Here is a 23801-nt window from a genome sequence, read left to right as displayed (position 1 = left end):
GGCGGTCGAGTTAGCGGCCCATCGCCCAGATCGCGGCCATCGCAATGACGATGGCGACGAACTGCAGGATGACGCGCCAGCGCATCAGCTTCTGCGACAGGTTCGGCGAACCGCCACGCATCATGTTGACGAGGCCGAGGAACAGAACGAACGCGACGGCGCCGACTGCGATGGGAAGAAGGAATATGCTCAAAACGGACGTCATCGGCGTTAGATAACATTGGAATACGGTGGGCGCCATGGCGGATCAGGCGCTGCGGCGATCCACGATCTGGCTTTTCGCGGAAGAATGTCCGATGTTCGCCGGGACCGGGCGAGCGTCGCGGGTGCAGGTGCAAGGTGAAGCTGCTTCGCTATATCATCCACGTCAGCCTGGATGCGTTCTACACGTTCCTTGCCGATGACGGCTGGGCGATCGCAAGCCACATCGCGCTGTCGACCCTGATGGCGCTGTTTCCGTTCCTGATCGTGCTGACGTCGCTGGCCGGCTTTATCGGCTCCAAGGACCTTGCCGACCAAGCGGCCACATTGCTGCTGCAGACCTGGCCGACCCAGGTCGCCGACGCGCTCGCCACCCAGATCCACGACGTGCTCACCACCACCCGCACCGATGCGCTGACCATCGGCGCCGTGCTCTCGGTCTATTTCGCCTCCAACGGCGTCGAGGCGCTCCGTGTCGGGCTCAACCGGGCCTATAACGTCGTCGAGCAGCGGCGCTGGTACTGGCTGCGGCTCGAATCGATCGCCTACACGCTGCTCGCCGCCTTCACCGCGCTTGCCATGTCGTTCCTGATCGTGCTCGGACCCTTGATCATGGCGACCGCGCGCCCCTACCTTCCGGTTGCGGTGGAGGCCAATGAGCGCTTCGTCCACCTGTCGCGCTACGGCATCACGATCACGGCCCTGACCGTCGCGCTGTTCGTCCTTCATGCCTGGGTGCCGTTCGGCCGCCGCAGCTTCCTGCAGATCCTGCCCGGCATCGTCTTCACCTTGGTCGCCTCGCTGGTCTCCGGCATCGTGTTCGGCCAATACCTGGCGCGCTTCGCCAACAACTACGTCACGATGTATGCGGGGCTGGCCTCGGTGATCATCGCGCTGGTGTTTCTGTATTTCATCGCCGCGATCTTCATCTACGGCGGCGAGCTGAACGCCGCGATCATCAAGTCGCGGCTGCCGCGCGGCTCGTCACTTCGAGCAGCGCACTCGCGAGCGCCCGCGGAGCGACAGGCTTGAGCAGGAAAGCGTCGGCCCCGGCCGCGCGGGCAGCCGCCTCGTCTTCGCCGCGGCCTGACACGCCTATAATCGGTATGCTGCCGTAAGGCGGCTCGAGCTTGCGGATGCGCGCGATCGCCTCGACGCCGTTGATGCCGGGCAGCACCATGTCCATCAACACCGCGTCCAATCCGCCTTTTTGGATCCTATCCGGCGCCGCTTCGCCGCTGCCGATAAACTCGGCCTGATGGCCAAGCTCGTTCAGGATGGTGTTGAGCACGACACGCCCGAACGGATTGTCCTCGACCCCGAGCAGCCGCAGCGACCGTGTCGGCGCAAGGAAGATTGCCCCCTCCGGCCCGCCGGCTTGGGATTGAGGCGCCTCGGCGATCGTAACGCCGACCGTCAGGGTGAAGCTGGTGCCGCCATTCGGGCGCGGCGCAACCGACACGTCCCCACCCATCGCACGTGCCAGCTGCCGGACCGACGAAAGCCCGAGCCCGGCGCCCCCGAAACGGGAGGCGATCGATACGTTGGCCTGCGTGAACGGACGGAACAGCCGCTTGATCTCCTGCAAGGTCAGCCCGATGCCGCTGTCCGACACCTCGAAGGCGATCGTGACTTTGCCCTTTGCCACCTTGCCTCTGGCGCGTCCGGCCCGCCGTGCCACTGTGACCTTGAGCGCAACCCCGCCCTGCTCGGTGAACTTGACCGCATTGTCGATCAGATTTTCCAGCGCAGCGCGCAGGCGAACGGGATCGCCGACCACCAGCGCCGGCAATTCGTCGGAGAGATCGACCTTGGCGGCCAGTCCCTTGGCGGCGGCGCGCCCGGCCAGGGAATCACCGGCTGCGCGGGCCAGCACGCCCAGATCGAACAGGTCGGTCCGCGGCGCGGCCCCCGTGGTCCCGTTCCTGGTCCCGTTCTTGGCGGCGTCGACGAACAAGGTCGCGAGGCTGGAGAGGTGCTCGGCGCCTGCCTTGATCGTCTCGACCCAGCGACGCTCGCGCTCGCCAAGCTCGGAGGTCGCCAGGAGGTCGCTGATGGCCAGGATGCCGGTCAGCGGCGTGCGGACCTCGTGGGCGAACACCGCCAAGGCCGCCTCGACGACCCCACGGGTGGACGTTCGCGCAACCGGCTCGCGAGCTGCACGCGGCACGCCTCGCGCCACCGAGGTCACCCGAGGGGTGCGCTTGGTCGAATTGGTTTTGGTCGAATTGGGCGAATTGGGCTTGGTCGAACTCGCCTTGCTCGAATTCGTGCTGGTCGAACTTCTCTTGGCCAACCCCGCTGCGGCAACCTTCAGGCTGGCCGAGGTCGCGGCCGTCGCATTCGCTCTGGGCGAACCCGACCTCGACTTACCAGGCTTGGCCGACCGGGCTTGGCGCCCCGCACCCCGCTTCCGAACGCGTTTCATCATGGCCCTTCTGACATGAACTCCGGAAACGAAGGGGCACTTGCATGGTCATGTCGTCTCGTGCCGCTTTCGATTGAAGCTCCTGATTAACCCGCGCTATTAGCAGCATGGCACGGCTGCCCCCCGGGTGTCACGACAGGCTTTGGGTTGTCCCCGCAGGAAAAACGATCGAAAACACCCGGAAACGATCCGGAGGTCACAGCAGCCCAACAAGCCGGCGAATGTCCGATGGCGACGCGCCTTGGGCGCGCAGCGCCCGCAGTCCAACCGCCCGACTGGATTTGGAGAGCTTGTCGCCCCTGTCATCGCGAATCAGCCGATGATGGCGGTAGCGCGGCTCAGGCAGACCGAGCAGGGTTTGCAGCAGGCGGTGGACGCTGGTGGCCTGGAACAGGTCCTGGCCACGCACCACCTCGGTGACGCCCTGCAGCGCATCGTCGACGACCACCGACAGGTGATAGCTGGTCGGCGTTTCCTTGCGCGCCAGGATCACGTCGCCCCAGAGGCCCGGCCGCGCGCCGATGCCCCCCGTCTCTCCCGCCGGCCCTTCGCCTTGCTCCACCCAGGTCAGCGCGCCGACCTCGGCGATCGCAGCCGCCATGTCCAATCGCAGCGCATGCGGCAGACCGCGCGCGATGCGCTCGGCCCGTTCGCCGGCCTCGAGCTGCTTGGCCGTGCCTGGATAGAGAGGCGCGCCATCGGGATCGCGCGGCCACCGGCCCTCCGCCTCGCGCTGGGCGACCAGCCTCGCGATCTCGGCGCGGCTCTCGAAGCTCGGATAGACCAGCCCGCACGCGGTCAGCCGCGCCAGCGCGGCGCGATACTCATCCAGATGCACCGACTGCCGCCGCACCGGCTCCTCCCAGGCGAGACCGAGCCAAGCGAGGTCCTCATAGATCGCCTGCTCGAATTCGGGCCTGCAGCGGGTCGGATCGATGTCCTCGATCCGCAGCAGGAAACGTCCGCCGCACGCCTGCGCCAGGTCGAAATTGAGCAGCGCCGAATAGGCGTGACCGAGATGCAGATAGCCGTTCGGACTCGGCGCAAATCGGAAAACGGGTGGCATATGATCGCATCATTGCCGGACTTGATCCGGCGATCCATCCTTTGGAAGCTTGTTTCCATAGGAGATGGATGCGCGGGTCAAGCCCGCTCACGACGATCACAAGGGCAGTCCGACATGACCCTCCACCTCGACAACCAGGACATTCTCGACGACGCGATCCACGCCTTGGTCAAGCAGGACCCGCGACTGAAGCCCGTTCTCGAAGCCGCGGGCATGCCGGGCCTGCGCCGCCGCGAGCCGGGCTTTGTGGGGCTCGCGCATATCGTCTGCGGCCAGCAGCTCTCGACCGCAAGCGCGGCCGCGATCTGGGGCCGCCTTTCCGCCGCATTCGATCCGTTCGATCACGACGCGATCCGTCGCGCCCGCGCCGACCGCTTGGGCCGGCTCGGGCTATCGGCCGCGAAGATCAAGACGCTGAAGCACATCGCACGCGAACTATCCGCCGAGCGGTTGAACCTCGACGTGCTCGCCAACGAAGACGCCGATGCCGCGCACAACACGCTCACCGCCCTGCCCGGCATCGGGCCATGGACCGCAGACGTCTACCTCCTGTTCTGCCTCGGCCATGGCGATGCCTGGCCCGCGGGCGACCTCGCGGTGCAGGAGGCGATCAGGGCCGGGCTGGGCTTGAGCAAGCGCCCCACCGCGAAGGAGATGATGCCGCTGGCGGAAGCATGGCGCCCGCTGCGCGGCGCGGCGGCGCATCTGTGGTGGAGCTATTACCGCGCGATCAAGAAGCGCGAGGGCGTCATCGGCGCAGACCAAGCAGCAGCGAAAGCGAACGGCGTTTCAAACAAAGTTGCGGTTGCAAAACGGTCATCGTCGTCGAAGACAATCGCGGGAGACAAGCCAGCAAAGTAGCTTGAGGAGGTCACGCCATGAGATCCACCGACTTCGTCGTCGCGCGCCACGATCTCACGCAGTGCAAGACGATCGAGACCGAACTGCCCGATGTGGATGCGCTGCCGCCCGAAGCATTGCTGGTCAAGGTCGATCGCTTCGCCTTCACCGCCAACAACATCACCTACGCGCTGCTCGGCGATCAGCTGAAATATTGGCAGCTGTTCCCGGCCCCCGCAGGCTTCGGCATCGTTCCGGTGTGGGGCTTCGGCGAGGTGATCGCCTCCATCAATCCGTCCATCGCCGAAGGCGAACGGCTGTTCGGCTACTTTCCGATGGCGAGCCACCTCGTCATCGAGGCGAGCCATGTCAGCAAGTGGGGCCTACGCGATGCGGCAGCGCATCGGCAAGGCGCGGCGGCGGTCTACAACGCCTATGCGCGCGTCAGCGACGATCCGGCCTTCGGCGGGCGCCAGGGCGACTACCAGGCCTTGCTGCGCCCGCTGTTCATGCTGTCGTTCCTGGTCGATGACTATCTCGCCGAAAACGCGCTGTTCGGCGCATCGCAGGTGATCCTGTCCTCCGCGTCCAGCAAAACGGCCTTCGGGCTTGCGCATCTCTTGCACACGCAGCGGCCTGGCATCCGCGTGATCGGCCTCACCTCGCCGGCCAACGCGGCCTTCGTCCAGTCGCTTGGCTGCTATCACGAGGTCGTCAGCTACGACGAGGTGGAGCGGCTCGATGCCGCCGCGCCCGCGGTCTTCGTCGACATGGCCGGCAATGCGGCCTTGCGGGCGAGGCTGCATCAGCACCTCAGCGACAACCTCAAATATTCCGGCCGCGTCGGCCTGACCCATCAGGACGGCAACGACGGCCCCGCCGATCTGCCCGGCGCCAGGCCGAACTGGTTCTTCGCACCCGACCAGATCCGGAAGCGGGCCAAGGACTGGGGTCCGGGCGGCGTCGAAAGCCGATTGGGCGCAGCGTGGCGCGGCTTCGCGCCGAAGCTCGACGGATGGCTCACCGTCGTCGAGGGCTGCGGACCCGCGGCGATACAGCGGGTCTATCTCGATACGCTCGGCGGGCGGGTTCCGCCGCATCACGGACACATGCTGGCGGTGGCGGAGTAGGCGGCCCGCTGCGGACCTGCCCGGAACGGCGAATCAGCCGCGGGCTCTTCTCGCAAAGGTGATCGTGGCTGATGCAAGCGGGTTGCAGCAGACGCGCCAAAAGGTCATTGTCCATGGTTCCGGCCCACTTTCGGCCCGGACTGGCATGCAGGATAAGCTGTTCTCGGGGCTTCACAATCCCGTCACGCTGCATGTAGTATGTGGGTGCATGCTGCTTTGCAGCCGTATGGAGGCCAGGAGCGTTACTTGAACGCACATGTCTCACAAGGCGGTTGGCCGGTGTTGGTGCTGAACGCGGACTTCCGGCCGCTGAGTTATTACCCGCTGTCGCTTTGGTCCTGGCAGGACGCGATTAAGGCGGTGTTCCTCGATCGTGTGAACATCGTCGAATATTACGACCGGGCGATCCGAAGTCCTTCCTTCGAGATCCGATTGCCCAGCGTGGTCTCGCTGAAATCGTTCGTCAAACCGACCACGCATCCTGCCTTCACCCGCTTCAACGTTTTCCTTCGCGACCGTTTCGTCTGCCAATATTGCCTCTCCGGCGACGACTTGACCTTCGATCACATCATCCCGCGCAGCAAGGGTGGCCAGACCACCTGGGAAAACGTCGTCGCCGCCTGCTCGCCCTGCAATCTGAAGAAGGGCAACATGACCACGCAGCAGGCCAAGATGTTCCCGAGACAGACGCCCTATGCCCCGACGGTGCACCAGCTGCACCGCAACGGTCGCCTCTTCCCACCGAACTATCTGCACGAAAGCTGGCTGGACTATCTCTATTGGGACACCGAGCTCGATCCGTAGCGGTGCGGCGAGTGTTGTGCTGCGACTCATAAGAGCGCCAAAAGACACAAAAGAGTGTCACGTTTTCCAACGCCTGTTGACGCTTAGTCGGCCACGGTCCGCAATCTTAGATTGCGGTGCGGACACTTTGAAAACGACCCGAAAAGGGGAACAAAATGGACCCGCATGTCGCGTTCGATTTGCGCAAATTCGTTGCGCCGGAGTTCGTCTACGGCGTCGGAGCCCTGACGCTGATCGGACGCTACGCGAAGAATTTCGGCGCCGGGAAGGCGCTGGTGGTGACTGATCCCGGTGTGATCCGCCCCGGATGGGTAGACAAAGCGTTCGCCTCGCTCGACGCCGAGCACATTCCCTGGGCTACGTTCCAAAGCATCACGCCCAATCCCAAAGATCATGAGGTGGCCGCCGGAGTGAGGTTCTATCGGGAGCAGGGATGCGACGTCATCGTAGCGGTGGGGGGCGGCAGCCCGATGGATTGCGCCAAGGGGATCGGGATCGCGTCCGCCAACAACAAAGACGTTCTGGAATTCGAAGGGGTGGACGAGGTGCCAACGCCCGGCCCACCCCTGATTTGCGTTCCAACCACCGCCGGGACCTCGGCGGATATCTCTCAGTTTGCGATCATACTCGACACGCTCCGCAAGCTGAAGATTTCCATCGTCAGCAAGACGGTGGTGCCCGACGTTTCGCTGATAGATCCGGAAACCACCACGACCATGCCGGCCGATCTGACCGCCGCCACGGGTCTGGACGCATTGGTCCACGCCATTGAGGCCTATGCGTCCAACGCCAGTTCGCCCGTTACCGACATTAACGCTCTGGCGGCCATACCGCTGCTCGCGCAAAATCTGGCTCCAGCAATCGCCTCGCCAAAAAACCTGGAATACCGAAACAATATGATGTTGGGCAGCCTGTTGGCGGGCTTGGCGTTTTCCAACGCCGGCCTCGGCCTGGTCCATTCCATGGCCCACAGCATGGGTGGACTGCTCGACGCGCCGCATGGATTGTGCAACGCGCTGTTGCTGGATCATGTCATCGACTTCAACTACCCTGCAGCACCTGAGCGCTACGACAGAATTCTATCGGCGATCGGCGGCGAGACCGCGGGCGCGCCCGGCCGCAAGGCTGCGCTGTTGAAATGCATCGCGAAGCTGCGCGAGAATGCCGGCATCACCACGACGATCGGCGCGTTGGGCGTCACTGCGGCCGATATTCCCCAGCTTTCCATCAATGCCTTCAACGATCCTTGTTCCGCCACCAATCCCCGGCAGGCGAGCATTCAGGAAATAGAGAAGTTATATGAACGAGCGCTCTCGATCTGAGTCTGTTGGACCGCCCCTACGCGAGAAGATCATCGGGCTGGGAGAGCGCTCGATCCGAAAAAGCTATTATCCGCAGCTTCGACAGCAATTGGAGGAGCTGGAGACGGCGCGCAAGAAACTGACCGAGAGTGAGGCTCGCTACCGTTCGCTCGTAGAAAACATCAACGAAGTCATCATCAGTTTGGACAGCGAGGGGAGAGTTACTTATGCCAGCCCCGTCTTACAGAATTCGTATGGGCTGGCACCCGAACAGATTGTCGGCCAAAAGCTCACACAATTCATCCACTCCGATGATCAGCCCGTTCTAACGAACAGCCTCGAAAGCGCCTTGGCCGGGCGGCAGAAATTCGTTGAGTTTCGATTGCTCGGCAAGGAGGGCGTTCCTCGCTATATGCGCATATCCAGTCGACCGCTCATGGAACAGGGGCGCGCGGTCGGTCTGACCTGCATCTTGAGCGACATCACCGAGAGCAAGCTGGCCGAGGATGCTCTGCACAAGCTCAACGAAGAGCTGGAGCGGCGAGTAGCCGAGCGTACGGCCGACCTGGAACGCTCCAACAAGAATCTGGAGGCGTTCTCCTATTCCCTCTCCCACGACCTTCGGACGCCGCTGCGGGCCATCGATGGATTCTCGGGAATTCTAATGGAAGATTACCACGACCGGCTCGACAAGGAAGGTCTGCACAATTTGGAGGTCATTCGTAGCAGTTCTGCCCGAATGGCCCGTCTGATTGACGACGTCCTCGAATTTTCTCGCGTCTCCCGCCGGGAGTTGGCAACGGCACCAGTGGATATGGCAGCATTGGTACGCGAGGTCTTCGAGGAAGCGCGGAGCGCAGCGCCGCAGCGCAAGATCGTCCTGCTGCTGGGAGCAGTCCCTCCGGCCAGGGGGGATTGCACCATGATCCGCCAAGTGCTGGCAAACCTGTTTTCGAACGCCATCAAATTCACGGCTCGACGCGCCGAGGCAGTGATCGAGGTGGACGGCGCTGTCGAGGGCGACGAAGTCGTCTACCGGATGAAAGACAATGGCACCGGCTTCGACATGCGATACGTGGACAAACTGTTTGGCGTCTTCCAGCGGCTCCACCGAGCCGATGAATTCGAGGGCACCGGCGTTGGCCTGGCCATCGTCAAGAACGTCGTCGTGCGCCATGGCGGGCGGGTGTGGGCCGAGGGTAAAGTGGACGAAGGCGCGAGCTTCTACTTCACGCTGCCTGCGGCTCTTTCCGCTGAAACGCCACAGAATACTCCCTAGCGCTACTCTGACATATTTTTAGTGGCGGGCGAGCTTTGGGTATTCGTAAGAGAGGGTTTGCGTGATTCACGTGAGGTCGGCTTTTGGAGGACCGATCAATGGACGTGGACTGGCAAGCCGACCTCGACCTCTGGCTTGTGCGGTTTGTCGGGGCGCTACGGCACAAGACGCGGGCGCTTCATTACTGGCACGCCAGCATTTAGACGGAGGCCGCCGGGGATGCACTCATTGAATCATTCCAGGCGATGACGCGATTCCTTCCCATCGCCTTGGCGACGTAAAGAGCGTTGTCGGCGCGATCGATGGATTGCTCTACTGGTATATCCGGGTCCAAAAGGGTCAACCCGAACGAGACGGTGACTTGAAATATTTCCTTGCCATTCGCGTCAAATCGCAACGACCCGAGCTCCTCCCGCAACCGGTCAACGATGTCGTGGCCCGCCTTCAGGTCGGCGTCTGGCATAAAAATCAGAAACTCCTCGCCGCCAAATCGAAATATCTTGTCGTAGGGGCGCAGGTGCATGATGATGTGGCGCGCAAAACCAATCAGCACCTTGTCCCCGGTGGCGTGTCCATATTTGTCGTTGATGGCCTTGAAGTGATCCAGATCCATCATCGCCAGGGCGCACGGTTGCACGCCGCGCTTTACCAGCTCCCGTTGCTCGCGGAGGCTGGTCAGCATCGATGTTCGGCTCCGCGTCCCCGTCAACGGATCAAGGTTAAAGAGCGCATCCGCGAGTTCACGCTGGACGGTCGCGAGTTCCAGGCGCAGGCGTTTCACTGCGGTCACGAAACGTTCGAAATCTCCGATCTCGATCCGGTCGCCGCTCACGGACGCCCGCAGGAGTCTCGCCGCATGCTGATGCATCCGCTCATGCTCAAGTCCGATCTCTGCGACGCCGGGATGGTGTTCAAGCTCGGTCATCCCATCCTTGTAGTACCATTGGCCAAACCGGCACATGCGATGAGCATCGTCGCTGATATCCCGTTGATCCGGCGTCAGGCGACAGATCAAGGTGCCGTAAATCATCTCGGCCCATTGCTCGTGATTGTAAGCGGCCTGCTCCAGTTCCTTCAGCGCCTTGCGCATTTTCTCGTCGGGCATGGTGGGAATGGGCATGTCACGAGTCCTCATGTCTTGCCGATGATTGACTTGTTATCGCGCAACGGCACACTGGATCATGATCTCATCTGTTTAGCACGGTCTTTTCGGAAATCCGGTTTTCACCGTTCCGGATCGTGCTCTAACGTTGAAAGAACTCCATGGCGGAGTAAATGATGACGCCGCCCAGCACGGCCACGGCGTAAGGCATGGGATATCCTCCACCGATCCTGATGCGCTCCGCCTTGATCGCCCGGACAAATCCGCTCGTCCTCGCCGACGGAGCAGCTTCCGCCGCGGCGGGTCGGGGCGCGGGCAGACGCTTAAGCCCGTAACGCGCCGCGAGATAGACGCAGCTGAGCCCCCCGCCGGCCAGGACGATGTCGATCAAGAGCTGTCCAACGCGATCGGGCGGAACAAGAAGTGTTGCGGCGCTAATGAGCTTCAGGTCGCCGCCCCCGATGATCTTGAAGTGAGCAAAGATCCAGAGCCCAAAAAATACAATGATGGCGACGAGCAGGCTAAGCCAAAACGCCCCGGGTCTCAAAGCCAAGCCCTGAATGACTCCGATCACGGCGATCGCGACAACAAGCTCATTAGGAATGACCCTGTCCTTCAGATCGATGGCGGCACCGACTCCGAGCATAATCAGACTCGCCGGCTGACAGATAGCGTGGATGAAAAACGAGAGGCTCATGTTTTCTGTTCACCCCAATTGCTTTGCGTCCTGGTAAGCGACGCATCGCGATGGCTCCAGCGTCGCCGGCGGAAATTTTTCGGTACAGGGTGCTTTTGTCTTGCCTCCGATGTAGTTAAATATGGCTTCGAGGTTGGTGCCGATGAGCGTCACACCCACGATGATCACGACGGCGATCAGTGCGGCGAGAAGCCCATATTCGATCGCGGTGACACCCGACTCAGATTTGACCGAAAGCCAGCCGGCCACCTTTGTAGCGAACTTGCGCATCGTACGCTCCTCCACCGAAACCGACGAGATCAGAATACGCTCATAACGTCCTGATGCGGCCCAACGCCGCAGCGAGCTTCAATCGAGAGCCGATCCGCATCCTGGCAAGCGACGCATGGCGATGGCGCCCGCGTCGCTGACGGAGACTACTAGGTGGGTACCTTTAGCTTGCTGGCGATGTAGTTGAATACAGCCTCGAGGTTGGTGCCGACGAGCGTCACGCTCGTGATAATCACGACAGCGATCAGTGCGGCGAGAAGCCCATATTCGATCGCGGTGACACCCGACTCAGATTCGATCGAAAGCCAGCCGGCGACTTTTGTAGCGAACCTGCGCATCGCATGCCTCGTTGTTCAAAACAAATAGTACCATGACCAGCTAACGGCAATAAGTTATTGACATAGCTCAATAATCGCAAACGAATATGATTCTCGAGCCTGCGTGTCTTTTTCGGGCAGCACATGCTGCGATGCACCAAGAGGCATGAACAACGGCATGCCCGGGAGCAAGGGCATGCCCCGCATCCCCCCCGAGCGACCTTTCGATTTTGCTCCGGAGGAATCCGGGAGTTCCGGCGTTATGGTTCATGATGTTGCACGTTATCGATCGCCGCTCGGCGGCGGAACATTTTGCATCACGGACCGTTCTAATTTCGGGCTGGGCCATGTCAGATGAGCGTGCACGAGGCGAGCCGGCATTGAGCCATTCTGCAGCTGACCCGTTTTGCGGCTCCGTCTTGTGGCCGCATCGCCGGACAGCATCTGCAGGGGGTATATTGGGATGCGTATTTGGATCGGCGCCCTGGCGCGAAAACTTCGCCGGTCCCGGCAGGGCAGCGTCGCCATACAGATGGGCCTCGTAGCGGCCGTGTTGATCGGCATGGCCGCGTTGGCTGTCGACATCGGTTTCGCCATCTACAAGCATCGTCAAATGCAGTCGGCCGCAGACGCGGCGGCGTTCGGCGCCGCAACCGCACTGGCAACAGGCCATCCTGCCGATTTCAGGACCGAGGCGTATGCGCTCGCGGCCGCCGTCGGCTATGTCAACGGCGTCGATGGCGTCGTGATCACCGTCAATCGTCCGCCGGTCAGTCCGCCGGCCAGCGCCGCGCATGCCGCGGATCCAGCCGCGGTCCAGGTGATCATTACCCAGCCTCAGACCCTCACTCTTGTCGGATTATTCGGCTCGGACCTCTTCACTCTGGGCGTGAGCGCGGTGGCGCTCCAGGGCAGTTCGTGCGTGCTGGCCCTTTCACGTAGCGCCAACAAAGCAGTATCGGCATCCGGCGGCGCAATCGTGGACCTTACCAAGTGTGGGCTTGCGGTCTACTCAACGTCCGATTCATCGATCGACGTGTCCGGCGGCGGCACTCGAATCAATGCACAAACGGTATCAACTGCCGGCGACTACAGGACGAGCGGCGGTGGCTCGATTAATCCTGTCCAGCCGCCTATCAATACGAACGCGACCAACCTGCCAACCGACCCCTACAGCGGTCACACCGTGCCGACGCCTGGAACGTGCTTGAAGACCAACTACAAACTGACCGGAGCCGATAGCGACACGCTGATCCCCGGAACCTATTGCGGCGGGATTTCCGACAAGAGCAGCGGCGAACTCACGCTAATGCCGGGGGTCTACATCATCAATGGCGGCGATCTCACGTTGGGCCGCGGCGCCACGCTGAACGGGAAGAACGGCGTCTCCATCGTGCTCACGGGCGCCACGAGCAAACTGGTCGGGACGGCCCAAATTTCCGGCGGCTCGACTCTGAACATCTCTGCACCGACCGCCGGGCCGATGGCAGGAATTGCCTTGTTCCAGGACCCGAAGGCCAGCACAGGCAACGACAACAAGCTCTTGGGCGGCTCAACGATGACGATCACCGGCGCAGCATATTTTCCGAACGGTGCGGTCAACTACACCGGTGGCAGCGGAACCGTAACGACGTGCATGCAGCTTATCGCTTTGACGATAAATTTTAGCGGAAGTTCAACCTTGCAGCTCAATTGCTCCGGCGTACCGGTTCTTCCGATCGGTAGCAGCAGCGCGTCCCAGCTTGTCGAGTAGACGAGGCGCATTCATGTCCATGGCCAAGACGAAATCTGGAAAGCGGTCCGGACGCCGGAGTGAATCGGGCACGGCGGCCATCGAGTTCGCGCTGTTTCTCCCGTTCCTGTTCATTCTGCTGGTGGGAACGGTCGATCTCGGGTTCGCCATGTATGAGGCGATGCAGGTGAGCAATGCGGTCGAAGCCGGCATGCTGTATGCGGCCAAGAACGGCTGGGATTCTGCGGGCATTACCAACTCGGTGCTCAATGCCAGCAGCGTCTATCCGGACGGCACGCCGGCCCTGACAGCCACCCCCGCTCCACGGCGGTTTTGCGGCTGTCCGCAGGCAACCGGCATCACGGAGATGGCGTGCCTCTTCCCCATCCCCCCCAACCCCCCACCCACCTGCGCCGACGGGATCACCACGGCGGGCGTATATGTTCAGGTCAACGCGGCGCTCAATCACCTAATTATTCTGTCCCTTCCGGGACTGCCGGTGCCGTCCACATTTACCGCAAAAGCGGTGGTGAGGGTGAACTAGGCGATGGCGCCGATCCGGAAATCGCAAACCCGGTTTCGGCTTCGCGGTGCCGTCGCCATTGAATATGGCTTCGTCCTGCCGGTGCTGCTGCTGTTCACTTTCGGAATCATCGACATCGGCCGCCTGCTGTGGACATTTACGACCCTGAGCCGGGCGACCGAAGCCGCCGCGCGATGCGCCGCCGTCAACAGCACGGCGTGCGCCAACACCGGCCTGATCCAAAACTATGCCGTAGGCGAGGCATGGGGGCTCGATGTCACGGCTGCGGCGTTCACGGTCACGCAACCTGCCTGCGGCAAGCAGGTGAGCGCAACCTATACGTTCCAGTTTGTCATCCCGTGGTTTTATGGGACTTCAACGCTTGGCGGCGCCAACACCATGACGCTAAGCGCGACGGCGTGCTATCCGCCGCAATATCCGTAGCGGGCGTTGCGCAAGATCGAGCACCAGCGGCGTATCTCGCCCTTTCCAGGCCGGGATCGGCAGGTTGATCTGGATCAAGCCGATCAGCGCCCGAAAACGTACGTCTAGCATATCGTATCATGGCAGGATGCAGGCGCGGCATCGTCGTTTCGCGGCGTTGTGCTTTCGAAGCGGAAGTCGACACGTCGAAAGTTACCGGGACGAGCGTTCGATCGAGATCTTGAAGCTGAGGTTCTGCAATGTCGCGAACGGTCAAGGCCCCGCCGCCGATCGAGGCCCTCTTCGACAAGGCGGAAGAACAGGTCAGCAGATTTTTTCGGGACCGGCGGGATGACCCCACCAAGGGCACCATTGAAATCTCGGATGAGCGGTTCGTCCTTGTTCGAGGAGCGTCGCTGTCCGTCGAATTCTTTGATGTCCTCAAACGCCTCTTCGCGCATTCGGAGCATGAGGCCGCCGGCATTGCCAGCCAAATGCTGTTCGACATTGCTCATGCACTTGGGAAAGCGGACGCCCGCCACTTCCACAAAGCGATGGGATTGAGCGATCCGATCAGCAAACTCGCCCCCGGTCCCATTTTCTTTTCTCATGCCGGCTGGGCTTTCGTGGACATATCGGAAGAATCGAAACCCGAGCCCAGCGAAGACTATTTCCTTCTCTACGACCACCCTTACTCATTCGAGGCGGATGCCTGGATGCGTGCCGGCAAGCACAGCGATTTCCCAGTCTGCCACATGAACGCTGGGTATTCCTCGGGGTGGTGCGAGGAAAGTTTCGGACTGCCCCTGGTCGCCACGGAGGTTTCCTGCCGGGCCAGAGGCGACGCGGCTTGCCGCTTCATCATGGCACCGCCGGCCCGGATCGAGGCGCATTTGGCGCGCCATCTCGGGCATGCTCCGAAGCAGCCAAAAAAGATCCCGTATGGAGAGCTCGGGAAGTCCTTCAATCGCGATTGGACCAAGGAGGCGCTGCTCGAAAAATCGCTACAGAAAAGCGAGAGGGACTATCGCGCTCTGTTCGATCTTTCACCCGACGCCATCCTCGTCTGGAACGCGGACGGCACTGTCGACGCAGCCAACAAGTCCGCCGCAAAGCTTCTCGGATATGAGAAGGCCGAGGAGTTGATCGGCAGGAACTGGCAAGATTTTCTGGCGCCGGAAGAGCGCCAGGCCGCGGTTAAACGCATCCAAAGCCTCGAAAAGCCCAGCCTTATAAGCGAATCCGAATTCAAAATGCGACGGAAGGACGGGAGCCATGTGCTTGTTGAGGGGCGGGTATTCGTGGTTCTCGACAGTACGGGAAAGCCTGTCCAGGGTATCGCCTCGGCCCGCGACATCACCGGCCGCAAGGCGGCGGAACAGGCGATATACTTGAGTGAGGCGCGCTTCCGCAGCGCCTTCGAGTCCGCCGGGCACGGGATGGCATTGGTCGACCTGAATGGCCGCTTCATCAAGGTCAATGCCGCGTATTGCCGAATCACGGGCTACAGCGAGGACGAATTGCTGACCCGCAGCTTCGCGGATATCACTCACCCGGACGATCGCGCCGAAAACGTCAAAAACGCCCGTCGATTGCATGCCGGTGAAATCCCCGTTTACGAAACGGAAAAGCGCTATATCCGCAAGGACGGCAAAGTTGTCTGGGTCCAGCTCAACGCCGCCGTGGTCTTCGACGCATCAGGTGCGCCCTTTCACCATATCACCCAGGTGCAGGACATCACGGCGCGCAAAGCGGCGGAAGCCGCGTTACTCGCGCAAGCGCTGCATGACCCGCTCACAGGCCTGCCCAATCGCCCAGCGTTCATACGTCGGCTCCACGAAGCTCTCGCATCGAACAGGCGCGGAGGCGGAGCCTTTGCGGTCCACTACCTTGATCTGGATCGCTTCAAGGACATCAACGATACGCTGGGCCATATGGAGGGCGATCGCCTGTTGCAGGCGGTCGCGATCCGTCTCAAGGATGAAGTGCGCGAAAGCGATTTCATCGCGCGGTTCGGCGGTGACGAGTTTGCGGTTCTCCAAACCGACATGGACGAAGCGTCGGACGCCGGGGTGTTAGCCGCAAAGCTGACGAAATCGATGGCAGCTCCATATCGACTAGACGGCAACGAGATTCACATCACGGTAAGCATCGGAATCTCATTCTGCGATCCGACAATTACGGAACCTGAAACGATGCTGACCCAGGCCGATCTCGCACTCTATCGGGCAAAGGAAGAAGGCCGCGACCGCTATTGCTTCCACGCCGAAGAACTCGACCGGGAAGTGCGTGAACGCGTCGTGCTGACCAATGAGCTGCGCGCCGCGTTCGATAACCATGAGCTCGAACTCTACTACCAGCCACAGGTCGAGCTTACTTCAGGCCGGATCGTCGGGATGGAAGCGCTGGTTCGCTGGAACCACCCCCGACGCGGACTGCTACTGCCCGACCTCTTTATTCCCCTTGCGGAGAAGACTGGGACCATCTGCCCCCTCGGTCGCTGGGTGTTGGATCAGACATGCCGGCAGTTCAAGGCTTGGCGGGACCAGGGAATCGCGCCGCCTCGCCTGGCGGTCAACGTCTCCGCGGCGGAGTTGTGCGTTTGCACGGACTTCGAGGAGGATTTGGCCGAGAACCTGAAACGGTGGAGCATTGCTCCCGGCGAAATCGAAATCGAGCTTACCGAGTCCGTCTTGATGGAAACCACGCAGATGCATAGCGACGCCCTGGCACGGATCGAGCGACTCGGAGCGACTATTGCGATCGACGACTTCGGAACCGGGTACTCCTCTCTCGCCTATTTGAGCGCCTACCCGGTGGGCCGTCTCAAGCTGGCGCAGCGCTTCATCCTCGGCATCCCGGAAAACGCCGACGATATCGCGATTACCAAGGTGACGCTGAGTCTGGCGCGAGAACTCGGCATCAAGGTCATTGCGGAGGGCGTTCAGACCAAGGCCCAGCTCGATTTCCTTGTGTCTGCCGGCTGCCTGGTGGGGCAAGGCTTTTACTTCAGCAAGGCCGTGCCAGCCGAACGCGCCACCGAATTCCTGCGCCGGGGTGTCATCGAACCGGCTGCCTGCTGACTCCGATCGAAGCGTCCGTCATGGCAAGATGATCGTGTTCGATGCAACGCAACGATGCCCCGCGACGCCAACCCCGGCTCAATACGGAATGCACTCTACTGCGGAGGCAGCTCTCGCTCGATGAATCGATAGCTTGAATTCAGCAGATTGATGTTGTTGAGGATCGTCGGGTTGTCAGGTTCACGCCGGTAAGCTTCCATGAATTTTGCCCGAGCCGCGGTCAGTTTTCCGCGCAGCATGTAGGAATAACCAAGGTTATTGAGAATTTGCGTGGTTTCTCCACCCAGCTTGATGGCTTTGCCATACGCGCGGTCTGCCAGGTCGAAACGCCCAAGGCGGTCGTAGCTGGCGGCGAGCCCGATCCATGCACTCACGTCCTTCGGAGCCTTTTCGACCGCACTCTGGAAATACTGCTCGGCTGTTCCGTAAATCCCGCGATTGAAATATTCCTCGCCCAACCGCAAGGGTTCATCTGAAGGATAATATTTGACGTCCCCGGGCTCTGAGATCGTCACGGTGGTTCCTGCATCGTCGACGGCCGCAACCGGGCCCGCTACGGTTTCGCACCCTCCCAGCGCGATTGTGAGCAGTCCGGCCGACAACAAATGAAAAATGCGCGCCATTTCGATTCGAAATGCCCCTAGTACCGCCGACCCGAAGTGAAGTCCCTGCATCACCTGCCGCGAATTCGTCTCAGGGACTTCAGATCGAAAAGCGGTACTAGAATCATAAGCTTGCTAATACCCATGACTTTCCGAAGCTCGTGCAAGAATATAGCAGCAGTGACTCACGAACTTCGGAAAGTGGGTGCTAGAGTCTGTAACTGATGCTCTGGCGCTTCAAGTCGGGAGATTCCCGGCACGAGTTGTATCCAGGTGATCGCCCCGCGCGCCCTTATTGCCCGCCGCCATAGCCTTCCCCACCGCCACTACTGCTCGCGGTTGGAATAATGATCGGGGCGAGGGTCGGCGCAGCCGTGGTCTTACCCAGCCCACCTGGATTCCTGTAGCGTGTGATTGCACCGACCATGCGCTCGCCATTTGCGGGAATGCGCCGGTTGCGGACATGGCGCGGCCAAGGGTCGATGATGTGGGTGACCGCATTCACCTCTCTGGCGTCGCCGGAGGTCACCGAGATCGTATCGATCCGCTGAAAATACCGCGCCATTTCATCCCAAAACGGGTAGTCCGCCGCCCGCGCATCGCCAGAGGCGATCAGGATCAGGAGTGCGACCAAGCCGGTCATTTTCGTCATTCGAACCTTCCTTCCCATCGGTCGCGCCATCATTTCGGTTCGAGGGGCATCATGTGACCATAGGGTCCTTCATGCGCTCCACCCGAGGTCAGGTAGTCGGTATATTGCTTGCGGACTTCCGGCCGGCCCATCAGGAACAGGTCGACATCGTTGCCGGGAAGCTGTTTGTCAAATGGCGTCGCCAGGGCCTGGCCAGGAGCCGCGGGCGCGACAAGATGAGGCGTGACGATCACCACGAGATCGGTCTCTTTCTGCTGGTACGACGTGCTGCGGAACAGCGCCCCGAGAACGGGCACCGAACCAAGCCAGGGCAGTTGTCCGACATCCCGCAAATTATCCGACTGAAGAAGACCGGCAATCGCGAAGCTCTGCCCGTCGCGCAGTTCGATCGCCGTCCGCGCCTCCCGTTTGCTCAGCGCCGGAACAAGAGTACCGGAGATCGAAACGGCGTTGGTGTAATCGAGTTCGCTGACCGAAGGCGTCAGGCGCAGATTGATGATTCCGCTGGCGAGGACGGTCGGAACGAACGTCAATTGCACGCCGAATGGCTTGTACAACACGGTAATGACAGGGGTGGTGCCCGACGAGGACTGCACGGAAGGCACAGGATATTCTCCACCCGCGAGAAAGCTCGCCGTGTCGCCGGAAAGAGCGACGAGATCCGGCTCCGCGAGCCGCCGTGCGAGTCCCTTCTTCTCCAGCGCAGTGATCAGAACGTCGACGCTGCCGCCCTTGTTGGCAAGGTTGAAAAGCCCAACGCCGAAGGGCGCACTCAAGGTGCTTCCAGCGAATGTTCCGATCGTGTTGAACACGGGAACTCCAGCGCTCGTGGCCGTGGGGCCAGCCTGGGTGATGGCGCCCGTTCCGGTATTGATGCCACGCGTTCCGCTGGCATTGGCACCAAACCAGTTCACACCGATTTCCCGCTCCGCTTGGCGGCTCACTTCGATGAAACGGACTCTCAGCATCACCTGCTGCGACGCGGCAACGCGCATCGCGTTGATGACGTATTTTTCGGGGTCCTTTCCTTCCGGCGGCGTCGCCATTCCCCTCGCGATCGCGACCGCCTTTTCCGCATCCACGGCATCCCTCGCCTCGCCGCTCAACACAATCTGGTTGTTGCTGCTGGAGACGCGGATGCCGGGGCTGTTCGTTCCGGAGCGAATCTTGCTCGCGATATTCTGGACATCGATCGTGACTTCCAGTCCGATCACGCCGATCACATTCTTGCCTTGATCGAACAGGGTAACATTGGTGGTTCCGATTTTCTTGCCCTGAATATAAACTATGCGATCGGACATCGGCAGGACATCGGCAATATCCGGAGCTCCAACGACCGCCGAGGCAAATGGCTTATCCAGCTTGATCGTGCGCGACTTGTCGCGCGTCACCGAAATCTGCCGCGCTGGTATGGGGTCATCCTGAACCACGTGCACCTGCGACCTCGCCGGGCCGGTGCCGTAGATTCCGACGCTGATGGCCGCAGCCATCAGTGCCACGGCCGCTCCCATGCGGCCCATCACGAGGCGGCCCAGCAACTGTCCTCGAATTGCCGATGCTGTCCCACTTTGTAGGGACTGGCTGATGCCGCCTGCCAACCTAAGGAACATGCCCGCCCCATCTGGAACCAAGCCATCATTTTTTTGGCGCGGCCAGCTAGGCTCCATGCGTCGCGGCGATTGGCGGCTTCATGGAACTCGTAACCAGCACACCTTCAATTTGATTGAAGCGCACCCAAACAACAGCCATGCCCGCCCTCAGCTGTCATCGAATTCAAGTGAAACTCATTCGCCCCAACCATCGAGACGAATCAAAGCCTGCCAACACAACCACCGGTGATTATTTGATTGTTTTAACTCGCGAATGTCAATGGCGGACAGGGGCTTGCTTGACATGATCACATGAAACCGCCCGACTGTTGTCCAAAAGCGCGGTCGCGCATCGAGCGGCGATTCGATCTCGGCAGCATGGTCCGACGCTCCGGCTTTGCATTGCAACAGCCGCTTCAGTGCAATCCAGATCGGAACATATCGATCAATCTTAGGGCGGCCGGTCCACCAACGAGCAGAAAGACCGTAGGCATGATGAACAGCATCACCGGAATGGTTAGCATCGCCGGCAACCGGCTTGCCCGCTCTTCCAACAGCGCCATCTGGTCATTGCGCATTTCCACTGCCCCCACCCGCAGCGATTGGGCAAGTGGCGTTCCGAATTGTAGACTCTGGGACAGCATGCTCACGACTGACCGCACGCTCGGAACGTCGATCCGATCAGCCAAGTTGGCGAGCGCCTGCGCGCGACTGGGCAGGACATTGATTTCAGCCCAGGTCAGAACGAGTTCATCGGCGAGCGCCGGTTGCGCCTCCCTGAGTTCGCGAGCGACCCTTTGAAGCCCGTCCTCGAGAGACAAACCGGCCTCGACGCAGACCACCAGCAATTCGAGTGCATCAGGCAGCCCTGACGCGACGGCCTCGGCCTGCTGCTTCACGACGCGATCGATATAGAAGAGCGGTGAAATCCAGCCCACGATCGCGGCCACGATCGCAGCCATGATCGGCAGCCACCAGTGCGCCGCAAAGAGGGCAAAACGCATGGCCGCCCCCAACGCCAATGCGGCAAAGCTCAAGGCCACAACAACCCTGGCGACGACAAAATATGACACTGCCCGATCGGCCGGCACACGGAGGTACGATAGCAGCCGGATGATCTGCTGCTGCTCCGCCTTCGAGATGCCGACCGCGAGCGAAGGAAGCTGCTGCACGATCGTTGGATGCGCCTCTCCCGGCGCTCCAGCCCCTGCCATCGCGGGTCGCGGCAGGGCCAGATTGACGCGCCGCGCCAGCGCGTCGGCATGCACCAGAATGCTGGAAGCAATCAGAACCGTGCCACCTGCGACCAGCGCAATTATGCCAAACAGCCCCATCAAGTCGGCGAAAGTCAGGGCATTCCAGAGCTGCCACGCATTCATGGCTTCGCCTCTATTTCCGTCACGCGTCGGTCACACTGCGCATCATCCTCCGCATCGTAAGGAACGATAGCAGAAGCAGAGCGCCAGCCAGCGCGAGAATCAAATGGCCGCGCGGGTCCGTCCATAAGGGGATGAGATAGCGCGGTTGAACGACGAGCAACGCTCCGGTGGTCAGAATCGGTATCGCACCGAGAGTATAAGCGGTGATGCGAATTTCGCCGGTGGCGGCCTTGGCCTTGAGGCGGGCCGCGCGGCGCTTGCGTATGATGTCGGAAAGAATTTCCAGCGTCGCCGTGAGGTTGCCTCCGGTCACATACTGCAGCGTCATGGCTACGGTGAAAAAGCGAAACTCCGGCAGCCCTATTTCCCGGCTGCTTGTCTCCAGGGTTTCCTCGAGCGGAACGCCAATTCGCAGGTCATCAGCGATCAAGCCGAATACGGTGCTGACGGGTGGCGATCCATCGACGGCGACAGTCCGCATCGCCGCAGTGATCGGCAGGCCGGCCCGGAGCGTGCGAGCGACGGTGTCGACCGCGTCCGGAAACAGGTCGACGAACTTGCGTTCGGTCTGCTTCTGCTCCCGGGAAAGAAGAAAGCGCGGCGCAAAGAACGACGCAGCCGCGCTCACCGCCACCGCGAGCAATGGCGAGAAACCGAGGAGCTGGCGAGTCAGGAGCCACATCCCGCCGGCCGATAGCGCGGCTATCAGCAGGAGCTTGAGCGAGCCGGACCGCATTGCCCAGGTGTATTTGATTCCGATCGTGAATATGCGGCGCACCTGCGCATCAAATTTTCTGGTTCGGACCTTCAGCAGTTCGCCGAGCGCGCTGCCCCCCCCGGACGTCTCCCTTTCGCCGGTGATAAGGTTCACGCGCCTCTCCGTCTCCAGGCGTGTTCTTCGACCCATCAGCAGCGCCGCCGTCAGTGCGACCATGCCGATCAGCAGCAGAACAAGCGCCAGCCCGATGACGGACGACATGAGTTATTCCTCGGTTTCTTTCTCCGGAACGCCAAGCGACCGCAAGAACGCACGGGCTAATCCGAAATACTCCAGCCGCGGAATAAATTGTGGTCGGACCTGTGTCGGTTCGAAACCTCCGCGGAGGGTGCCATCCGGGTTTTCGCCCTGGTATTTGTAGGTGAACAACGAACCAAGGGTGATGACCTCTCCTTCCAGCCCGACAATCTCCGCAACTTCGGTCACCCGACGAACACCGTCGCGCATGCGCTCGGTATGCACCACAAGGTCGAGTGCGCTGACGATCTGGGTGCGAATCGCCCGCATCGGCAAGTTGCCGGTCCCCATCAAGATCATGTTCTCGATACGTCCCAACGCGTCGCGCGCGGAGTTGGCATGAACCGTCGACATGGAGCCGTTATGCCCCGTGTTCATCGCCTGCATCATGTCGAAGGCCTCTGCTCCACGAACCTCCCCCACGATGATCCGGTCCGGCCGCATTCGAAGGGCGTTGCGCATCAAATCACGCTGGCTGATTTCGCCGTGCCCTTCGACATTGGGCGGACGCGTCTCCAGTTGAATGACGTGAGCCTGCTGAAGCTGGAGTTCGGCGGCATCTTCGATCGTGACGATGCGCTCGCCCGGATCGATCATGCGCGAAAGAGAGTTGAGTAGGGTCGTTTTACCGGAGCCGGTGCCACCGGAGATGATAATATTCAGACGACAACGCGCGGCGATCTCGAGCGCGCTTGCGAGCTGCGGCGAAAGCGTGCCGCCTGTGACAAAGCTTGCGAAATCCATCATGGACTTGGAAAATTTGCGGATCGAAATACAAGGTCCTCTGAGGCTGAGCGGCGGAATGATCACGTTAACACGACTGCCATCCGCCAATCTTGCGTCCAGCATGGGACTTGATTCATCGATGCGCCTGCCGATCGATGATGCGATGCGTTGCGCCACATGCAGGACGTGCGCATCGCTGCGGAACTGCAGCTTGGTCAGCTCCAGCTTGCCCCGCCGCTCTACATAGATCATGCGCGGTCCGTTGACGAGGATATCGGCTACCGACGAATCCCGTAGCAGCGGCTCGATCGGTCCGAGTCCGACCATTTCGTCGACGATGCTGGTGCTGAGAACGCGCTGTTCATCCTGATTCAGGAGAATTTTTCGCTCATTCGCGATCTCGGCCACCAGTTTATTGACGGAGACCATCAGGTCCTGCTGGCTGATCCGCACCGCAACCAATGGCTCGATACGCAGAAAGATCTGGTCGCGGATGTAGTCCTTCGCCACGGAGACCGTCGACGTTGTCGAGGCCTTCATCAGAGCATCGCCGACCGCCGTCCCCCCGGCTTGCCGCAGGTTCGTCGGAGCCTGCTCCGCGGCAGGCGTCTCGCTGGCGGTTTTTCTGCCGAACTGGCCCAT

The 23801-nt window shown here is 61.2% G+C and carries 23 protein-coding genes; 10 read left to right on the top strand and 13 right to left on the bottom strand.

From position 1 onward, the window contains the following. Window positions 1-10: 10 nt before the first annotated feature. Window positions 11-205, bottom strand: coding sequence for a twin transmembrane helix small protein (locus QX071_RS31690; protein WP_315706434.1), 195 nt, complete (start codon window positions 203-205; stop codon window positions 11-13). Window positions 206-339: 134 nt separating this feature from the next. On the opposite strand from QX071_RS31690, the gene QX071_RS31685 reads away from it, so the two are divergent. After that, on the top strand, window positions 340-1233 hold the full coding sequence (locus QX071_RS31685) for a YihY/virulence factor BrkB family protein (RefSeq protein WP_315706435.1): 894 nt from the start codon (window positions 340-342) through the stop codon (window positions 1231-1233). Here QX071_RS31685 and QX071_RS31680 read toward each other — a convergent pair. Together QX071_RS31680 and gluQRS are read right to left on the bottom strand one after the other, a co-directional pair. Continuing rightward, window positions 1160-2308, bottom strand: a complete 1149-nt coding sequence (locus QX071_RS31680; protein WP_409977561.1) for an ATP-binding protein — start codon at window positions 2306-2308, stop codon at window positions 1160-1162. The genes QX071_RS31685 and QX071_RS31680 overlap by 74 nt on opposite strands. 517 nt (window positions 2309-2825) lie before the next feature. Next, complete coding sequence (gluQRS, locus tag QX071_RS31675; RefSeq protein WP_315706437.1) at window positions 2826-3695, bottom strand: tRNA glutamyl-Q(34) synthetase GluQRS; 870 nt, start codon at window positions 3693-3695, stop codon at window positions 2826-2828. A gap of 114 nt (window positions 3696-3809) precedes the next feature. Here gluQRS and QX071_RS31670 point away from each other — a divergent pair, with 114 nt between their 5' ends. The 5 genes from QX071_RS31670 (at window position 3810) to QX071_RS31650 (ending at window position 9049) form a co-directional block, all read left to right on the top strand. Further along, window positions 3810-4556, top strand: coding sequence for a DNA-3-methyladenine glycosylase 2 family protein (locus QX071_RS31670; protein ID WP_315706438.1), 747 nt, complete (start codon window positions 3810-3812; stop codon window positions 4554-4556). A gap of 17 nt (window positions 4557-4573) precedes the next feature. After that, the gene (locus tag QX071_RS31665) at window positions 4574-5665 is read left to right on the top strand and encodes a DUF2855 family protein (protein WP_315706439.1); all 1092 of its coding nucleotides are present in this window, start codon (window positions 4574-4576) and stop codon (window positions 5663-5665) included. 246 nt (window positions 5666-5911) lie between these two features. Continuing rightward, the gene (locus QX071_RS31660; protein WP_315706440.1) at window positions 5912-6469 is read left to right on the top strand and encodes an HNH endonuclease; all 558 of its coding nucleotides are present in this window, start codon (window positions 5912-5914) and stop codon (window positions 6467-6469) included. A gap of 155 nt (window positions 6470-6624) precedes the next feature. Beyond that, window positions 6625-7791 (top strand): alcohol dehydrogenase-like regulatory protein ErcA, encoded by a 1167-nt coding sequence (gene ercA, locus QX071_RS31655; protein WP_315706441.1) that lies wholly within the window; start codon window positions 6625-6627, stop codon window positions 7789-7791. Continuing rightward, complete coding sequence (locus QX071_RS31650) at window positions 7769-9049, top strand: sensor histidine kinase (RefSeq protein WP_315706442.1); 1281 nt, start codon at window positions 7769-7771, stop codon at window positions 9047-9049. Before ercA ends, QX071_RS31650 begins: the two co-directional genes overlap by 23 nt. Window positions 9050-9248: 199 nt before the next feature. Here the strand turns inward: QX071_RS31650 and QX071_RS31645 are convergent, their stop codons facing one another. The 4 genes from QX071_RS31645 to QX071_RS31630 all read right to left on the bottom strand — a co-directional run bounded on the left by QX071_RS31645 (window position 9249) and on the right by QX071_RS31630 (window position 11456). Continuing rightward, window positions 9249-10169 (bottom strand): diguanylate cyclase, encoded by a 921-nt coding sequence (locus QX071_RS31645; protein WP_315706443.1) that lies wholly within the window; start codon window positions 10167-10169, stop codon window positions 9249-9251. A gap of 124 nt (window positions 10170-10293) precedes the next feature. Next, window positions 10294-10848, bottom strand: a complete 555-nt coding sequence (locus QX071_RS31640; protein ID WP_315706444.1) for an A24 family peptidase — start codon at window positions 10846-10848, stop codon at window positions 10294-10296. Between the two features lie 9 nt (window positions 10849-10857). Then, window positions 10858-11118 carry a Flp family type IVb pilin gene (locus tag QX071_RS34165; RefSeq protein ID WP_409977553.1) on the bottom strand — a complete coding sequence of 87 codons (261 nt, stop codon included), beginning with the start codon at window positions 11116-11118 and terminating at the stop codon, window positions 10858-10860. A 149-nt stretch (window positions 11119-11267) separates the two neighbouring features. Continuing rightward, window positions 11268-11456 (bottom strand): Flp family type IVb pilin, encoded by a 189-nt coding sequence (locus tag QX071_RS31630; protein WP_315706445.1) that lies wholly within the window; start codon window positions 11454-11456, stop codon window positions 11268-11270. Window positions 11457-11898: 442 nt separating this feature from the next. Between QX071_RS31630 and QX071_RS31625 the strand changes: the two genes are divergently transcribed. The 4 genes from QX071_RS31625 to QX071_RS31610 all read left to right on the top strand — a co-directional run bounded on the left by QX071_RS31625 (window position 11899) and on the right by QX071_RS31610 (window position 17196). Continuing rightward, window positions 11899-13188, top strand: a complete 1290-nt coding sequence (locus tag QX071_RS31625) for a TadE/TadG family type IV pilus assembly protein (RefSeq protein WP_315706446.1) — start codon at window positions 11899-11901, stop codon at window positions 13186-13188. Between the two features lie 13 nt (window positions 13189-13201). Beyond that, a complete protein-coding gene (locus QX071_RS31620; RefSeq protein WP_315706447.1) occupies window positions 13202-13711 on the top strand; it encodes a TadE/TadG family type IV pilus assembly protein in 510 nt (169 codons plus the stop codon). A gap of 3 nt (window positions 13712-13714) precedes the next feature. After that, window positions 13715-14134 carry a pilus assembly protein gene (locus QX071_RS31615; RefSeq protein ID WP_315706448.1) on the top strand — a complete coding sequence of 140 codons (420 nt, stop codon included), beginning with the start codon at window positions 13715-13717 and terminating at the stop codon, window positions 14132-14134. Window positions 14135-14373: 239 nt separating this feature from the next. Next, window positions 14374-17196 carry an EAL domain-containing protein gene (locus QX071_RS31610; RefSeq protein ID WP_315706449.1) on the top strand — a complete coding sequence of 941 codons (2823 nt, stop codon included), beginning with the start codon at window positions 14374-14376 and terminating at the stop codon, window positions 17194-17196. Window positions 17197-17291: 95 nt separating this feature from the next. Here QX071_RS31610 and QX071_RS31605 read toward each other — a convergent pair whose 3' ends face one another. The 6 genes from QX071_RS31605 to QX071_RS31580 all read right to left on the bottom strand — a co-directional run bounded on the left by QX071_RS31605 (window position 17292) and on the right by QX071_RS31580 (window position 23801). After that, window positions 17292-17819, bottom strand: coding sequence for a tetratricopeptide repeat protein (locus QX071_RS31605; protein ID WP_315706450.1), 528 nt, complete (start codon window positions 17817-17819; stop codon window positions 17292-17294). Between the two features lie 271 nt (window positions 17820-18090). Continuing rightward, window positions 18091-18450, bottom strand: a complete 360-nt coding sequence (locus tag QX071_RS31600; RefSeq protein ID WP_315706451.1) for a hypothetical protein — start codon at window positions 18448-18450, stop codon at window positions 18091-18093. 29 nt (window positions 18451-18479) lie between these two features. Further along, the gene (locus tag QX071_RS31595) at window positions 18480-19988 is read right to left on the bottom strand and encodes a type II and III secretion system protein family protein (protein ID WP_315706452.1); all 1509 of its coding nucleotides are present in this window, start codon (window positions 19986-19988) and stop codon (window positions 18480-18482) included. A 467-nt stretch (window positions 19989-20455) separates the two neighbouring features. Continuing rightward, complete coding sequence (locus QX071_RS31590) at window positions 20456-21418, bottom strand: type II secretion system F family protein (protein ID WP_315727531.1); 963 nt, start codon at window positions 21416-21418, stop codon at window positions 20456-20458. A 19-nt stretch (window positions 21419-21437) separates the two neighbouring features. Continuing rightward, a complete protein-coding gene (locus tag QX071_RS31585) occupies window positions 21438-22397 on the bottom strand; it encodes a type II secretion system F family protein (protein WP_315706454.1) in 960 nt (319 codons plus the stop codon). Between the two features lie 3 nt (window positions 22398-22400). After that, window positions 22401-23801 (bottom strand): CpaF family protein, encoded by a 1401-nt coding sequence (locus tag QX071_RS31580; RefSeq protein WP_315706455.1) that lies wholly within the window; start codon window positions 23799-23801, stop codon window positions 22401-22403.

Source organism: Bradyrhizobium sp. SZCCHNS1022 (assembly GCF_032484835.1).
Taxonomy (GTDB): domain Bacteria; phylum Pseudomonadota; class Alphaproteobacteria; order Rhizobiales; family Xanthobacteraceae; genus Bradyrhizobium.
Note: the sequence above shows the minus strand (reverse complement) of the source record. Positions and strands in the feature narration are given on the sequence as shown.